At 46.4% G+C, this 16,845-nt stretch carries 14 protein-coding genes; 9 read left to right on the top strand and 5 right to left on the bottom strand.

The annotated features are described in order from the left end of the window. Positions 1-39 precede the first annotated feature (39 nt). Positions 40-1,422: an MATE family efflux transporter gene (locus NL643_RS17535; RefSeq protein WP_048626680.1), complete on the top strand. Its 1,383-nt coding sequence runs from the start codon at positions 40-42 to the stop codon at positions 1,420-1,422. A gap of 94 nt (positions 1,423-1,516) precedes the next feature. Here NL643_RS17535 and pfkA read toward each other — a convergent pair whose 3' ends face one another. The 3 genes from pfkA to NL643_RS17520 form a co-directional block, all read right to left on the bottom strand. After that, a complete protein-coding gene (gene pfkA / locus NL643_RS17530; RefSeq protein ID WP_048626679.1) occupies positions 1,517-2,479 on the bottom strand; it encodes a 6-phosphofructokinase in 963 nt (320 codons plus the stop codon). Between the two features lie 284 nt (positions 2,480-2,763). Beyond that, positions 2,764-3,672, bottom strand: a complete 909-nt coding sequence (fieF, locus tag NL643_RS17525; RefSeq protein ID WP_005397530.1) for a CDF family cation-efflux transporter FieF — start codon at positions 3,670-3,672, stop codon at positions 2,764-2,766. Positions 3,673-3,784: 112 nt separating this feature from the next. After that, positions 3,785-4,297 carry a CpxP family protein gene (locus tag NL643_RS17520; protein WP_005397532.1) on the bottom strand — a complete coding sequence of 171 codons (513 nt, stop codon included), beginning with the start codon at positions 4,295-4,297 and terminating at the stop codon, positions 3,785-3,787. A 190-nt stretch (positions 4,298-4,487) separates the two neighbouring features. Between NL643_RS17520 and NL643_RS17515 the strand changes: the two genes are divergently transcribed. The 4 genes from NL643_RS17515 (at position 4,488) to trmL (ending at position 7,958) form a co-directional block, all read left to right on the top strand. Next, positions 4,488-5,177 (top strand): response regulator, encoded by a 690-nt coding sequence (locus tag NL643_RS17515; protein ID WP_005397534.1) that lies wholly within the window; start codon positions 4,488-4,490, stop codon positions 5,175-5,177. Further along, a complete protein-coding gene (cpxA, locus tag NL643_RS17510; RefSeq protein WP_005397535.1) occupies positions 5,177-6,571 on the top strand; it encodes an envelope stress sensor histidine kinase CpxA in 1,395 nt (464 codons plus the stop codon). The genes NL643_RS17515 and cpxA overlap by 1 nt, the downstream gene beginning before the upstream one ends. 162 nt (positions 6,572-6,733) lie before the next feature. Continuing rightward, a complete protein-coding gene (locus NL643_RS17505) occupies positions 6,734-7,342 on the top strand; it encodes a superoxide dismutase (RefSeq protein ID WP_005397537.1) in 609 nt (202 codons plus the stop codon). A gap of 136 nt (positions 7,343-7,478) precedes the next feature. Beyond that, on the top strand, positions 7,479-7,958 hold the full coding sequence (gene trmL / locus NL643_RS17500) for a tRNA (uridine(34)/cytosine(34)/5-carboxymethylaminomethyluridine(34)-2'-O)-methyltransferase TrmL (protein ID WP_005382381.1): 480 nt from the start codon (positions 7,479-7,481) through the stop codon (positions 7,956-7,958). A gap of 69 nt (positions 7,959-8,027) precedes the next feature. Here trmL and NL643_RS17495 read toward each other — a convergent pair whose 3' ends face one another. Next, a complete protein-coding gene (locus NL643_RS17495) occupies positions 8,028-8,546 on the bottom strand; it encodes an FxsA family protein (RefSeq protein ID WP_053807754.1) in 519 nt (172 codons plus the stop codon). Positions 8,547-8,976: 430 nt separating this feature from the next. On the opposite strand from NL643_RS17495, the gene aspA reads away from it, so the two are divergent. The 4 genes from aspA (at position 8,977) to NL643_RS17475 (ending at position 14,693) form a co-directional block, all read left to right on the top strand. After that, a complete protein-coding gene (aspA, locus tag NL643_RS17490; RefSeq protein WP_005397540.1) occupies positions 8,977-10,428 on the top strand; it encodes an aspartate ammonia-lyase in 1,452 nt (483 codons plus the stop codon). A 175-nt stretch (positions 10,429-10,603) separates the two neighbouring features. Next, positions 10,604-11,911, top strand: coding sequence for an anaerobic C4-dicarboxylate transporter (locus NL643_RS17485; RefSeq protein ID WP_005382378.1), 1,308 nt, complete (start codon positions 10,604-10,606; stop codon positions 11,909-11,911). A 161-nt stretch (positions 11,912-12,072) separates the two neighbouring features. After that, positions 12,073-13,869 (top strand): protein-disulfide reductase DsbD, encoded by a 1,797-nt coding sequence (locus NL643_RS17480; protein ID WP_253644889.1) that lies wholly within the window; start codon positions 12,073-12,075, stop codon positions 13,867-13,869. Positions 13,870-14,063: 194 nt separating this feature from the next. Beyond that, positions 14,064-14,693, top strand: coding sequence for a response regulator transcription factor (locus NL643_RS17475; RefSeq protein ID WP_005397542.1), 630 nt, complete (start codon positions 14,064-14,066; stop codon positions 14,691-14,693). 2 nt (positions 14,694-14,695) lie between these two features. Here the strand turns inward: NL643_RS17475 and NL643_RS17470 are convergent, their stop codons facing one another. After that, positions 14,696-16,441, bottom strand: a complete 1,746-nt coding sequence (locus NL643_RS17470; RefSeq protein WP_047010251.1) for a potassium/proton antiporter — start codon at positions 16,439-16,441, stop codon at positions 14,696-14,698. Positions 16,442-16,845 lie beyond the last annotated feature (404 nt).

Genomic DNA, 16,845 nt, shown 5'->3' with positions numbered 1-16,845 from the left:
TTGTATCCTTGCAGTTTGCTCACCACATAGTTGTCATACATGCAGGAAAATAACAAGCTGGAACCCCAAGCGACCGATAAGCATGGTTTGTTGACCGCACCTATTCCTGAAACGCTGCGGAAAATGACCGTCCCCATGACCATGGGCATGATCGCGATTTTGATGTTTAACTTGGTGGACACGTTTTTTATCTCGTTGCTTGGTACTCAAGCGCTAGCGGCGATCAGCTATACCTTCCCTGTAACCTTTGCGGTTAACTGCATCACGATGGGAATAGGGATGGGTCTATCGACCAATATTGGTCGCTTACTTGGACAAGGTCACGCCCCACAAGCCGCTCGGTTTACCACTCACGGTTTGTTATTAGCGGTGTTACTCGTGGCTATCGCCTCTTCGATTGGCTTTGCCACCATTGCACCACTGTTCCGCTTTCTTGGCGCAGCCGACGACCTAATTCCACTCATCGAAGAGTACATGCAGGTGTGGTATCTCACCATTCCATTGTTGGTGATCCCAATGGCGGGCAATAGCGCGATACGAGCATCTGGGGATACAAAAACACCCGCCAAAGTCATGATGTTGGCGGGCTTGATTAACGGCATGCTCGATCCACTACTGATCTTCGGACTTGGCCCATTCCCCGAGCTTGGCATCCAAGGTGCGGCAATAGCCAGTGCTTTTAGCTGGTTAGGTGCACTATGTGGCTCATTCTATGTGCTAGTTAAACGCGAAAAGTTGCTCGCTCAACCCCAATGGTCCTTGCTGAAACAAGATTGGCAGCAAACGTTAAAAATCGGCACTCCTGCCGCACTGTCGAACGCGATGAATCCATTGTCGGGCGCAATTTTGATGATGCTGTTATCCAGCCACGGTACGGCAGCAGTTGCGGCTTACGGTGCGGCGCAGCGTATTGAGTCTATTTTGATCCTAGTCTTGATGTCTCTGACCTCAGCACTCACGCCATTCATGGCACAAAACTTAGGGGCGAAAAACCCTCAACGCGCCTTTTCCGGCTTATTTATCAGCATGCGTTTTGCGGTGGTGTTCCAAGGGTTTATCTTCTTGATGATGGTGCCATTGAGTATTCCTCTAGCGGCATTGTTCTCGCAGGAAGAAGCGGTAAAAAATCTGCTGTGGCATTACCTGCTTGTGGTGCCGTTCAGTTATGGTTTTCAAGGCATTGTGATGATGTTAATCAGTGGGTTGAATGCGATGCACAAACCATTACGAGCATTCCAATGGAGCTTTATGCGTTTGTTTGTGTTTACCCTGCCATCGGCATGGATCGGAAGCCAAATTTACAGTATTGAAGGCTTGTTTATAGGTATCGCAGTGGGGAATACGTTAGGTGGCCTACTTGGCTATATGTTTGCACTGCGCGAACGTAAATTGACGCTCATTGAACAGAGCAGCGCTTCGTAAGATTTTGTCCGATGCGTCAGCTTCCTTTTGCTGATACTCAAATACAAAAAAACCGCGGAAAGCCGCGGTTTTTCTTTATCTATTTCAAACTTGCTTAGAACAGTTCTTCAGCAACTTTGTATAGATCGTTGCGTACTGGACGCTTCATGTTTTCGATCGCGTCGATGATGTCGTGGTGAACAAGTTGCTCTTTCACGATACCTACACAGCGACCGCCATGACCTTCAAGCAGTAGGTGAACAGCGTAGTTACCCATGCGAGATGCTAGAACGCGGTCAAATGCCGTTGGACGACCACCACGTTGGATGTGACCAAGTACTGTTGCACGAGTTTCACGACCTGTCGCCGCTTCGATGTCACGAGCCAGTTCATTGGCATCCATCATTAGCTCAGTCAACGCGATGATTGCGTGTTTCTTACCTTTTGCGATGCCGTCTTGGATGTTGCTGATCAGCTTGTCTTTGTCTAGGCCAGTTTCTGGAGTGATGATGTACTCACAACCACCCGCGATTGCAGACATCAGAGTTAGGTCACCACAGTGACGACCCATGATTTCTACAATTGAAATACGTTGGTGAGATGAAGAAGTATCACGTAGACGGTCGATCGCATCGATAACTGTGTTTAGTGCACTTAGGTAGCCCACTGTGTAGTCAGTACCAGCGATATCGTTGTCGATTGTGCCTGGTAGACCGATACATGGGTAACCCATTTCAGTCAGTTTCTTCGCACCCATGTACGAACCGTCACCACCGATCACGACTAGCGCATCGATACCATGTTTTTTCAGGTTCTCAATCGCTTTTTCACGCACTTCCACTTCTTTAAATTCAGGGAAACGTGCAGAACCTAGGAACGTACCACCTTTGTTGATCACATCTGAAACGCTAGAACGATCTAGCTTCTCGATGCGGCCTTCGTATAGGCCTAGGTAGCCGTCGTACACACCGAATACTTCCAATCCCTCGGATAGTGCTGTACGTACTACGCCGCGTATCGCCGCGTTCATACCAGGTGCGTCACCGCCACTTGTTAAAACACCGATCTTCTTAATCATGCTCACCCTCGATCTTTGGCAATCAATTATTTAATTTTCTTTTAGGCCCCTTGTTACCAAGCAACCTGCATAATCCAGAACTGTGCGTTATGTTACATTTCCTCTACAGGATTACCAATGAAAACGCACTTTTTTATGTAACTTTTCTACTTATGTAAGAGTATTACAGTTTCTCTATGAAACTTTGTTGATTCACATCAGGATCACGAATCTTAATAAGTATTGATGGAAAGATAGTCAATAAGTGCCTGTTTGTCGTCAGGCACTTATTGATTTTTCGAGCCCTACCAATCTTGCGCTTTTTGCTCTTTCTCTGGCCCAAAAACGACAGACAATGGATCTTGATGGATCAAAACATCCGCATCAGGAAACAAAGCTAAAAGGTTTTCCTCAACTTTATCGGCAATATAGTGCGCTTCGATTAAACGTAAGTTATCGTCTAGCTCCAAGTGCAACTGAATAAAGCGTGTCGGCCCTGACATACGGGTACGCAGTTGATGAACCCCAAGAACCCCTTTCACATTCAAACATTCATTGCGGATTTGCTCCAATTCGGAATCCGGCAGCTTTCGGTCTAATAACGTCTGAATCGCTTCGCTGACCATTTTGAAGGCGCTGTAAAGAATGAAGACACCAATGCCAATCGCAAACACCGCATCCGCTTGCGTCACGCCAAAGTAGCTGAGTCCCAGAGCCACCATGATCGCAGCGTTCATATACAAATCAGTCTGATAATGCAGAGAATCCGCCGCGATTGCTTGGCTCCCTGTCACGCGTACCACATGTTTTTGGAACATCACCAAGCCAAGTGTGACCACAATCGCAAACAGCGATACATAAACACCGAGCTCCGGCGCATGCAGTGCGTGTGGACGGAAAAATCGGTCAATCCCGTTCAGGATCAAAAATACCGCCGACCCCGAAATAAACATAGCCTGAGCTAAGGCCGCTAAAGACTCAGCTTTACCATGCCCAAACGTATGTTCACGGTCTGCTGGTTGTAAGGCATAACGGACAACAACGAGATTTACCACCGACGCGGCGATATCCAACATTGAGTCGATAAGTGATGCCAATAGGCTAACTGAGCCGGTTACCCACCACGTGATGACTTTTACAATCAAGAGAAGAGTCGCCACAATAGTTGCAGTCCAAGCTGCGGTCGTCACTAAACGTGCATATTGCTGTTTCATAATCAAAGAGTTAACTCAAACCATACGTTGAGTATATTGAATGCCCATGAAATAACCAGATCAAAAAAGAGGCAACCAATGGCTGCCTCTTTATATAACATCAATTCATGACTTAATTATTGCGGTATTTTTCCATGCGCTTATGCATTCTGTCGCCACACTCTTGCATGCGTTCATTTTGCAACTTCACAAACTCTGCTTTTTGTTCTGGCGTTAATACGCTCAGCATTTGGTGCTTTCTTTCTAGCATTTGCACACGGTGCTCAGTTTGGCGCTCAACCATTTCTTTTGCTAATGCGGTCGCTTGCGCTTCATCAAAACTATCCGCTAGTAAGAGTGACTGCATTTTTGCGTGGTGTGCTTGTCGCTCAGCCATACGGGCTTCGCGATTTTCAGAATATTTGCCTTTCATCTGTGCGCGGTTTGCTTCACGGAAAGACTTAAGCTGATCTTTTTGAGCATCCGTCAAATTCAAATCACGCATAATGCCACGGTCCATTCCCATGCCACATTCATCACGCGGGCCTTGATGATGGTTTTTACCACCGTAAGCGAATGCGCTTGCTGCGCCGAGAGTAAGAGGTAGAACAACAGCAGCTAACACAAGTTTTTTTGCAGATTTCATAATTTGATTCCTTACACAGGTGAGTGATTCTTCTGAGCTGTTCTCACAGCGCTTGAGTATAGAATACGACCCACTAGGTAAAGCGACGTATAGGGAGCGTAAAGAATCGTAAAGAGTGATTTTTACCCTCTTCGCAGCACATCATTCCAATGTAATATTAAGCTATCGGTAACTTACTATAGGTGCCCCCATGGCAAACATTCTTTTAATTGATGACGATATCGAGCTAACCAGCTTATTAAAAGAAGTACTCAGTTTCGAAGGATTTGACGTCAGCGAAGCAAATGATGGCGAAGCAGGCTTAGCTGCGGTCAATGATAAGATTGATTTGATTTTGTTGGATGTCATGATGCCGAAGCTAAATGGCATGGAAACCCTTAAACGCTTGCGTGAAAACTGGGAAACTCCTGTCTTGATGCTGACCGCTAAAGGGGAAGAAATTGACCGCGTGATCGGTTTAGAGCTAGGCGCGGATGATTATTTACCGAAACCTTTTAGCGACCGTGAACTGTTAGCACGTATCCGTGCGATCTTACGCCGTACCAGCAGCACACAGAAAAACACCAAAAACAGCGATTGCATTGAGTATCAAGAGCTCCGTCTTTACCCAGGTAAACAAGAAGCATACTGCGATCAACAGTTGCTCGATCTCACAGCAACCGAGTTTGCTCTGTTGACCCACTTTGTGCAAAACCCAGGACAAGTGCTAACTAAAGAGACATTGAGCTTAGATGTGCTTGGTAAACGACTCGCCGCTTTTGATCGCGCGATCGATATGCATGTTTCGAACTTACGTAAAAAATTACCAGATCAGAGCAATGGCAAGCCGCGAATCAAAACCCTGCGTGGTCGTGGCTATATGCTGCTTGAGGAGGATTAATGCGCCTATCACGCATCAAACTGCCAAACATCAATAGCTTGTATGGGCGCATCTTTGCCATTTTTTGGTTCACTATGTTATTGGTGTTGATAGCTGTGCTATCACTGCCACATTTGGACCCTCGCAAAGCTCGCGACATTCCAGAAGAGCACTATAAACGTATGGTAGAAACGCGTGACGCAATCCAACAAAAATACAGTCAGCAAACTGATTTAGGTCGAATACTATTTCGTATCGAGGGTAACCGTCACGGTAAGCATGACCCTCGTCCGCGCGTATTTTTTTCTGACTACAGCGGTAATGTTCTTACGACAGAAAAACGCAGTAACTTCCAATTGCGTGCCATGCAAAACTTTGTCACCAGTATCGAAGATTACAACCAGCCAAAGCAGAAACTGTATGGTCGATACATGATTGCAGGTCCAATCCCAATTACTTTGGCTGGCTCCGATATCTTGATGTATGTGGGCTTCAAGTGGAATGAGCCACCACCACTACTCTTGCGTCTGTTTGATCACCCATTCCAGCTATTGCTCGCGGTCATGCTGGTTAGTACACCACTGCTGTTATGGCTTGCTTGGGCATTGAGTCAGCCAGCGCGTCGTCTTGAAGCCGCCGCTCAACGTGTCGCGAAAGGCGAATTTGTCACAGACCCAAATTTAGAAAAAGGCACAGCAGAGTTTCGTCAGGCTGGCAGCAGCTTCAACCAGATGGTCGAGGCGGTCAATCAGATGATTTCAGGACAGCAACGCCTGCTATCCGACATCTCTCACGAGTTACGCTCACCTTTAACTCGCCTACGTATGGCGAGCGCATTAGCGACGCGTAAGCAGGGTGAAAGCCCAGAACTGACTCGTATCGATACCGAAGCGCAGCGCCTGGAACAGATGATCAGCGAATTGCTTGAACTGTCTCGCATGCAGGCGAACAGCCATATGACTCGCGAAACGCAGCCACTGGAAAGTTTGTGGGAAGAGATCATTAAAGATGCGCAGTTTGAAGCTGAGCAAATGGGTAAGCACCTACACTATTCTGAACTGCCAAAACGAAGTATCTCCGGCAATCCTAAACTGCTGATGAGTGCGGTGGAAAACATCGTTCGTAACGCCATTTATTACGGGAAAGATGAGGTGCAAATCGACATCAAGGCCGATGATGATACTCTGCATATCACGGTTGATGACAATGGCGATGGCGTTCCAGAAGAAGAATTATCCGCGATTTTTCGCCCGTTTTATCGCGTTTCAACGGCCCGCGATCGCCACTCCGGCGGCACGGGTCTCGGCCTAACCATTACCGAAAGTGCCATCCGCCAGCACAGTGGAACGATCGTCGCCAGTCGAAGTCCGTTAGGCGGATTGCGCATGAGTATCACCTTACCTATCAATCGTTAACTTCAAGCCGATGAGCTAACAGTAAGCCACACCCTATTTCTAGAGTGAGAGATTCACTTTAGAAATTGGGTGGGAACGCCTTCGAATACCCTTACAAAGATCAAAGTTGATAATAATTATCGTTAGCATTAAAGTAAATTTTCCAATTAAGGAGGATTTACTATGTCACATACATTTCCCGCTCTGCCTTACCCGTACGATTCACTAGAGCCGTACATCGACGCGAAAACCATGGAAGTGCACTACAGCAAACATCACAAGACTTATTTCGATAAGTTCGTAAGTGCCGTTGAAGGGAGCGAGCTCGAAACTCAGTCGCTAGACGAGATCTTTGACAATATCTCTAAGCTCAGCCCTGCAGTGCGTAATAATGGCGGCGGCTACTACAACCACATCATTTATTGGAATTGCATGTCTCCAAACGGTGGCGGTGAGCCTCAAGGCGCACTTGCTCAGGCAATTAACGATAAATTTGGTAGCTTTGCGCAATTTAAAGAAGCGTTTGCCCAAGCCGCGATTAATACCTTTGGTTCTGGCTTTGCATGGCTGATCGTAAAAGATGGAGAGATTCACATTACGTCCACCAGCAATCAAGATAACCCTCTGATGGACGTAGTGGATGTACGCGGCGAGCCAATTCTCGCTCTTGACGTGTGGGAGCACGCGTATTACATCAGCTACCAAAACCGTCGCCCAGAATACATTGATGCATGGTGGAACGTCGTTAATTGGCGAGCGGTTGAAGAAAATTACGCTCACGCTCTATTATAAAGAGCATCGATACTTACGGTATTAGCGTCCGTGCTAATGACTGCTTTCATACCCAGGTCAATCTTGCTGAATCTCGCATATCTTGCTGACTTGGGTATATACTGCCCCTCTATTTGACCAACTCTATTTCAATACCATGTTTGATATCGCTTTATACGAACCAGAAATCGCGCCGAACACCGGCAACATCATTCGACTTTGTGCCAACTGCGGTGCAAACCTTCACTTAATTGAACCTCTGGGTTTCGATCTTGAAGAGAAGAAAGTCCGCCGCGCTGGTTTGGATTACCATGATTTAGCTCGCGTAACGCGTCATAAGAACTATCAAGCATTCTTAGAATATTTAGAGAAAGAGAAGCAAGGCAATTACCGATTGTTTGCCTGCACCACCAAAACCACAGGTCACCACGTTGATGCGCAATACCAAGCAGGCGACGTATTGATGTTTGGTCCAGAAACTCGTGGCTTGCCTGCTGAAATCATCGATAGCTTGCCAATGGAGCAGCGTATCCGCATTCCAATGATGCCAGATGCGCGTAGCCTAAACCTTTCGAACGCCGTTGCGATCATTGCTTTTGAAGCATGGCGTCAAATGGGGTTTGAAGGCGCGTTGTAAGCCCCACGAATTCCAAACACAAAAAAGGGCGCTCGTGCGCCCTTTTGTTTTCTTTACTCTCAGACTCAATCAGTTGAGCTTGTTGCGATCATCATCGTCTTTACGCTCGTATTCCCCTTCAAAGGTATTGCCATCGTCTGACTGGGAATTAAATGGGTCACGGCGGAACGGGTCTTGCTCAAATGGCCCTTGGTTAGAGAAACCACCTTGGAAGCCACCACCATGCATGGTTTTCACCACCATTTTACTCATCAAGTATTTGGCAATCGCGGCGCGTGGCGCAGGAAGCAACACCAGCATACCAAGAGCATCGGTCATAAAGCCCGGTGTTAACAGCAGCACGCCAGCCACCGCTAGCATTACGCCTTCAAAAATTTGCTGGGCTGGAATTTCACCTTGTTCCAGACGCCCCTGCACCGACATCAAAGTTTGGATGCCTTGGCTGCGCACCAACGATGCACCGACAAATGCCGTGATTAATACTAATGCGATAGTCGGCCACAAACCTAAAAAGCCGCCCACCTGAATAAATAAGCCGATTTCAATGATCGGGACAAAAATAAACGCCAATAATAAGATAGGAAACACACGCCCTCCTTTGTTTAATTCAGTGTAATGGTAAAAGCGGACTAAGCTCAAACGAATCGTTGTAAAAAAGCGTGTTCATACTGGTCTCTTCCTACGCAGAAAAAGTGGTAGTGGAGTGTTTCATTCAATTGCATACCGATTTTTTCGTGCTTTTAAAGTGCTAATTTCGAACTCTAAAAACCCATGTTTGTCGAGGAAAATCGAGTACCCATAAAGGGTTATTAATAACCCGTTCATACTTTGCAAATTATTGACTCATGAAAAACGAAAAAGGTGATCTAGTTACTATTTTTATGCGCTAGGTGCAGTATCATGTGCCACATAAGTCAGGACGGATTTTCCAGCCAAAAATTCTGATGAATGGATTCTAGATTGCAGAAATGGCTAATAAATAACTTTATTATCAGAATTATCATCTAAGGATCCTGCTATGGCTACCCTATCTGATGCTCCAAAAACAGCAAACCCAGCCACTCGTATTGAAGAAGATCTATTAGGTCAACGTCATGTCCCTGCAGATGCGTACTACGGTATTCATACGCTACGTGCGATCGAGAACTTCAACATCTCTAATATGACCATCTCTGACGTACCAGAATTTGTACGCGGTATGGTAATGACCAAAAAAGCAGCGGCGTTGGCAAACAAAGAACTTGGTGCGATTCCAAAAGACGTTGCAAACTACATCATCGAAGCGTGTGATTTGATCCTAGAAACTGGCAAGTGCATGGATCAGTTCCCATCAGACGTATTCCAAGGTGGTGCGGGCACTTCAGTGAACATGAACACGAACGAAGTGATCGCAAACGTTGCGCTTGAGCTAATGGGTAAAGAGAAAGGTCAATACGAATTTGTTAACCCAAATGACCACGTAAACAAGAGCCAATCAACCAACTGTGCGTACCCAACGGGTTTCCGTATCGCGGTTTACAACAGCGTACACAAACTAATGGAAGCAATTGAGTACCTAAAAGGCGCATTCGAACTTAAAGCAATTGAGTTTAAAGATGTACTGAAAATGGGTCGTACTCAGCTACAAGACGCGGTACCAATGACTGTAGGTCAAGAGTTCCACGCTTGGGCAGTAACACTAAACGAAGAGATTCGTGCTCTAGATTACACCTCTAAACTACTCCTAGAAATCAACCTAGGCGCAACCGCAATCGGTACAGGTCTAAATACACCGACTGGCTACCAAGCTCTTGCAGTAAAACACCTAGCGGAAGTAACAGGTCTTGACGTTGTTGCGGCAGAAGACCTTATCGAAGCGACTTCTGACTGTGGCGCATACGTAATGACGCACAGTGCACTAAAACGTCTAGCGGTGAAACTATCGAAGATCTGTAACGACCTTCGTCTACTTTCTTCTGGCCCTCGCGCAGGTCTAAATGAGTTGAACCTACCTGAAATGCAAGCAGGTTCTTCAATCATGCCAGCAAAAGTAAACCCAGTTATCCCAGAAGTAGTAAACCAAGTTTGCTTTAAAGTTCTAGGTAACGACAACACGGTTTCTTTCGCAGCAGAAGGCGGTCAGCTACAGCTAAACGTAATGGAACCAGTTATCGCACAAAGCATGTTTGAGTCTATCTCTCTACTACACAATGCGTGTGTGAACCTACGTGATAAATGTATCGACGGCATCACAGTCAATAAAGAGACTTGTGAAAACTACGTTTACAACTCAATCGGTATCGTCACTTACCTAAACCCATACATCGGCCACCACGAAGGTGACATCGTAGGTAAGATTTGTGCGGAAACCGGTAAGAGTGTTCGCGAAGTTGTGCTAGAGCGCGGTCTGCTAACCGCAGAAGAGCTTGATGAAATCTTGTCAGTAGAAAACTTCATGCATCCAACTTACAAAGCGAAACGCTACGAGTAATAACTAATTAGAAGGGGGCCACTCAGGCCCCTTTTTTAGGCTCTCATACGGTTAACCACATTTTTTATATGCTTTTATTGCCATTAGGCCACTGGGTTCTAATTCTCTGAGCATTTACTCCTGTTCCTGAGTGTTCAAAAAATCAGAATCAATAAAAAACTAAAGAGGTATCAATATGGTCATGGTCGAACTCTTCGTGGTTCTGCTCTTCATCTATTTGGGGGCTAGAATCGGCGGTATCGGCATTGGTTTTGCTGGTGGTGCTGGGGTCATTGCGTTGTCTTTGATCTTAGGTGTGCCAACAAGCCAAGCTTACATCCCAGTTGACGTAATTTTGATCATCATGTCTGTCATCACGGCTATCGCAGCAATGCAAGTGGCAGGTGGTTTAGACTGGATGGTGCAAGTTGCTGAAAACTTTTTGCGCAAGCACCCTGAGCGCATCACCTTTTATGCGCCTATCGTAACTTACCTAATGACGCTGATGGCGGGTACTGGCCACACGGCATTCTCTACTTTGCCAGTAATTGCAGAAGTCGCGAAAGGTCAAGGTGTGCGCCCTTCTCGTCCTCTGTCTATTGCGGTTGTCGCATCGCAAATCGCGATCACTGCCTCGCCAATCTCAGCGGCTGTTGTAGCGTTTGCGGCAATGCTGCACCCATTTGGCGTTGACTACCTAACACTACTAGCAATCTGTATCCCAACGACGTTCATCGCGTGCATGATCGGTGCGTTCGTGGCGAACTTCATGGGCTGTGAGCTAAAAGACGATGCTGAATACCAAGAGCGTCTAGAAAAAGGCTTAATCAAGCTAAATACAGAAGCAAAACGCGAAATCCTACCAACAGCGAAAAAAGCAACCTTCATCTTCCTAGGCGCAATCGCATTCGTAGTGTGTTATGCAGCAGCAATTTCTGGCTCTGTTGGCCTTATCGAGAACCCTGCTCTAGGTCGTAACGAAGCTATCATGACGGTAATGCTAGCAGCCGCGGCAGCTATCGTAATGAGCTGTAAAATCGACGCTGGCAAAATTCCAGCCGCAGCAACATTCCGCTCTGGTATGACAGCGTGTGTGTGTGTTCTTGGTGTGGCATGGTTAGGTTCTACGTTCGTTAACGCGCACGTTGACGGCATCAAAGAAGTCGCTGGAGCACTACTAGCAGACTACCCATGGATGCTAGCGCTTGTTCTATTCTTCGCGTCTATGCTGCTTTACTCGCAAGGTGCAACCACGGTTGCGCTGATGCCAGCAGCACTTGCTATCGGTGTGGCACCACTAACCGCCGTTGCATCTTTCGCAGCAGTAAGTGCGCTATTCGTACTGCCAACTTACCCAACGCTTCTAGCAGCGGTTGAGATGGACGACACGGGTTCAACGCGTATCGGTAAGTACGTATTCAACCACCCATTCTTTGTACCTGGTGTGGTAACCATTGCTTCTGCGGTAGCACTTGGCTTCGCATTCGGTGGTCTACTGATCTAGTAGAAACAGAGTCTTACTCGGGGAGCTTCGGCTCCCTTTTTTATTGCCTGTTGTCTTGATTTATGCTCAATAAATCTTCATTTTCATGAAACTTATTGACTCGCCTCCGGGTCTGATTGAGTTACACTAACGGCAATTATCTAAGATGAATTGACTCTTTTATGCGCGCATTACTTTCCGTTTTACTCTTAGGGCTCATTACCTTTTCCACTCCGTCTTTAGCTTTATTTGGCAAAGACCAGTTTACCAATAGCCAGAACAACAGTTTTGGTAGCAGCAGCGACAGCTTTGTTCCGGTCGATCAGGCATTTCCGTTTAATTTCTACCAGCAAGACGACAAATTGATGCTCGATTGGCAGGTACGCGATGGTTATTACCTGTATCAAGAGCGTTTATCTGTGTCTGGTGAGAACATCTCACTGGGCGAACTGCAAATGGAAAACGGCACGCCACATAAAGATGAATTCTTTGGTGATGTGCATATCTATACCACACCACTATTTGTCAATATCCCAATGAGTAATTGGCAAGAGGGCGCACGTGTCATTGTGCAATATCAAGGCTGTGCGAAAGCGGGCTTCTGCTACCCACCAGAAACGCGTGAGATTCCAATCAGCGCGTTTTCTTCATCCAATTCCGACACCGTAGCACCGACGACAGAAAAAGCACAGCCAGCAACAAAACCAACCACCACTTCAGTACCAGTCAGTGAGCAAGATAGCTTAGCCGCGAATCTAGCCGACAAGTGGTGGACGCCGTTGTTGTTTTTGGCACTTGGTGTGGGTCTAGCATTTACCCCTTGTGTGCTGCCGATGTACCCAATTTTGACCAGCATCGTGCTTGGCAGTGGCAAGCTGAGCCAACGTCGTGCGCTTGGTTTGTCATTTGTTTACGTACAAGGCATGGCGCTGACTTACACGCTGCTCGGCCTTGTAGTGGCGTCTGCGGGCATGCAGTTCCAAGCGGCGATGCAACACCCTTATGTGCTGATTGGTTTGAGTGTACTGTTCATCGCATTAGCTATGTCGATGTTTGGTCTGTACTCATTGCAGTTACCAAGCAGCGTGCAAACGTGGCTGAATAACTTAAGTAACAAGCAGCAAGGTGGTAGCAGTGCTGGCGTGTTTGCAATGGGGGCAATATCTGGCTTGGTTTGTTCTCCGTGTACTACCGCCCCACTCTCTGGTGCGCTGCTTTACGTCGCACAAAGTGGCGACTTACTCACTGGTGGGGTCGCCCTTTACGCGCTGGCGATGGGCATGGGGATTCCGTTGATCCTTGTGGCGGTATTTGGCAACAAGTTGCTACCAAAAGCTGGCGGTTGGATGGACCGCGTGAAAACGCTGTTCGGCTTTATTCTGCTTGCTGCGCCTATCTTCTTATTGGAACGCATCATGCCAGAAATGTGGTCAACAATTCTGTGGTCAACACTGGGCATCGCTGCCTTTGGTTGGCTGTATCATGTGAAAAACAGCTTGGAGTTTGGTGGCTGGAAACAAAGCGCCGTTGGCATCATCGCCGTATTGGGTTTGCTCGCGTCAGCACAGCCAGTATTAAATTACTGGTTTGGTAATAACGCAACGCAAGCTCAACAAACTTCCGTAAGCTTTACACGCATTGCCAATGTTGCAGAGTTGGAAGAACAACTAGCGCTAGCCAAAGCAGCTGGCAAACCTGTGATGCTCGACTTCTACGCCGATTGGTGTGTGGCGTGTAAAGAGTTTGAGAAGTACACCTTCCATGATCCAAGCGTCGAAGCCAAGCTAAAAGACTTTGTTCTTCTGCAAGCTGATGTAACCAAGAACCAAGTGCAAGATATTGAGTTACTCAAACACATGAACGTACTTGGCTTGCCAACCATCGAGTTCTGGGATGCGAATGGCGAACACGTTTCAAACGCGCGTTTAACCGGTTTTATGCAAGCCGAGCCTTTCTTAGAGCACATCCAACAATTCTGATCATCAGATATTCAAACGCCAGTGATGACCACTGGCGTTTTTTATTACCCAGATTTGAATGAGAAAATTGCGCTTATATGCAATTTTCCTAATAAAAGTCGATTTGGTTCAGACTTTTAGCGAATAAATATTGTCCACTCTCTCAAAGCTGGACAATAATAAATTTAACGAAATAGTCAAAAGTGTTTAACGTCATGGATTCGACCTACACCATCATCATTGCAGATGATCACCCACTCTTCCGTAATGCCTTGTTTCAATCTATCCACATGGCAATCAGTGGGGCAAATTTGCTGGAAGCGGACTCACTCGACGCACTGCTGGCTTTGTTAGAGCGAGAAGAAGAGCCAGATTTGGTGCTATTGGATCTCAAAATGCCAGGAGCAAATGGTATGTCTGGCTTGATTCACTTGCGAGCAGAACACCCAGACTTACCAATCGTCGTCGTCTCGGCTAGTGAAGAGCCAGCGATCGTGACACAAGTGAAAAGCCATGGTGCGTTTGGTTTTATTCCTAAATCGAGCGACATGCGCGAATTGGTGAATGCGCTCAATCAAGTGCTCAATGGCGACCCGTATTTTCCTGAAGGGCTGATCACCAATAACGCGGCATGTAATGACTTAGCGGAGAAGATTGCCGCGCTAACGCCACAGCAATATAAGGTGTTGGGGATGTTGTCAGATGGCTTACTGAACAAACAAATCGCCTACGAATTGAATGTTTCAGAAGCCACCATCAAAGCGCACATGACGGCGATTTTCCGCAAGCTCGGCGTAAAAAACCGCACACAAGCCGTCATCATGCTAACGGAGATGAACGACTAGACTCACTCCTCGTCAGCGAGCAGGCTTTGCTCGCTTGGCAAACGGATACCTACTTTGGTGACTTGTTGGTCAACGACATCGGCAATGATCCATTGCAAGCCTTGCCACTCGAATTGGTCCCCTAACACTGGTGTACTCCCCAATTGTTCTTCTACAAGGTTTCTTAAGCTTTTATCGAGTGATTCATCGCCCAAGTTCAGGCCATACATCATCGCAATATCGGCAAGGTTCACTTCAATATCTAGGAAGAAATCACCAAAGAATCGTGCCAATGACGCTTTCTCAGGCGCTTCACTGAATAGCAAGCTCAGAGCATCCAAATCCTTTTCTTGCGCCAACACACACAAGGTATCGTCTTCTTCGAGGCGCGTGCTGCCTGACGGATGCAATAACGCCTTATTGCGAAATACTGCGGCGATGCGCGTTCCATCCGGCATCGAAAGACTACGCAATGGTTCACCAATACACCATTTATCCGCTTTAAGTTTATAGATAAACAGCTCCCACTCACTGGTCGGGTAAATCTCCACACCAGTGCGTGAAATTGGCTCAGGTTTAGAAGGCAGCTCTACCTTCGCCAGAGACATCGCTTTAGTCAATGTGCCACCTTGCACAATCAAAGAGACCATTACCACGAAAAACGCCAAATTGAAGTACAACTGCGCATCTGGCAATCCTGCCATCATTGGAAATACCGCCAGAATGATTGGGACAGCACCGCGCAAGCCCACCCAAGAAACAAACCACTTTTCACGTGGTGTGAAACTCTTGAATGGCAGTAAACCGATCCAAACCGAGATTGGACGGGCAAATAAAATCATCCCAAAGGCCAACGCCAAACCAGGCAACGCAATAGAAAGCAAGTTGGAAGGCGTAACCAATAAACCAAGCACGAGGAACATACCGATTTGAGCTAGCCACGTCATGCCATCTAGAACATGAAGAATGGAATGGCGGCTACGTGTTGGACGATTACCTAACAGTAAACCAACCAGATAAATTGACAGAATACCGCTGCCACCTAATGCATTAGATAAAGCGAAAATCAGCAAGCCACCACTGACGGTTAAAATCGAATATAAGCCATCCGGCAGTTGATTACGATTGATGACCTTCCACAAAATCCAGCCACCAGCAAAACCGAGTAAAGCACCAATACCAAACTGCTTAAGAAAACTGAGCGCCAAAAAGCCCACACTCAAATCTGCATCTGGGTTCGCTAAAATAGCAATCAGAGTAACAGTCAGAAACACCGCCATAGGGTCATTGGTGCCGGATTCAATTTCCAGCGTTGAGCCAACACGTTCGTTAAGACTACGACCTTTGAGTAGAGAAAAAACCGCGGCAGCATCTGTGGAGCCGACAATCGCACCAACTAATATACCTTGCAGCAAGTCTAAGTCGAATAACCACGTTGCCATCAGCCCGGTCAAAATAGTGGTGATCGCAACCCCAAACGTTGCCAAGGACACTGAAGGCCATAACGCCACCCTAAAGCTGGCAACCCGTGTTCTCATACCACCATCGAGCAAAATGATGGCTAATGCGAGGTTACTGACCAAGTAAGCGATCGAAAAATTATCAAATAAAATACCGCCTAAACCGTCTTCCCCCGCCAGCATTCCAACGGCTAAAAATACCAAAAGAATTGGGATTCCCAACTTAGAGGAAACTGGGCTTAAAAGAACGCTAAGTGCGATTAACAACGCACCTATAAGAAAAAAACTATTAATGGTGTCTGCGTCCATTCTCACCCTCCCTTAATGAAAAACGATATGCTTGTGATGAGCTAAGGCGACTTCGTTAATAAGTTAATGCCTTAATCTGCCTCCTCCTTAAACCGTCCCAAAGCGCGAGGTTGTACGAGAATGACTCAGTTATATTACTTTATTGTGCGCTAAAACGGTGATTTGGTACGAAAACTTTATGTAAATAAATTACTTGTGAATTTTTCACGCCAATTTTTTCGCTGATTGATAAAAAGAAGAACGCAGAATGTTTCTGTTAAGGATCGCTAAAATCAATGAAGAAAAAATTAATCACGTCTCTTATTCGTGCTTTTTATCATTTTTCTCCTTAGACCTTTGGCTAATTTAACAGCTTTTTAACATTAACAAATAACCCTAACTCTTCTCTAAGCGCCCATATCACG

The sequence above is a fragment of the Vibrio sp. Y42_MX_L11 genome (assembly GCF_024181785.1).
Classification (GTDB): domain Bacteria; phylum Pseudomonadota; class Gammaproteobacteria; order Enterobacterales; family Vibrionaceae; genus Vibrio; species Vibrio diabolicus.
Note: the sequence above shows the minus strand (reverse complement) of the source record. Positions and strands in the feature narration are given on the sequence as shown.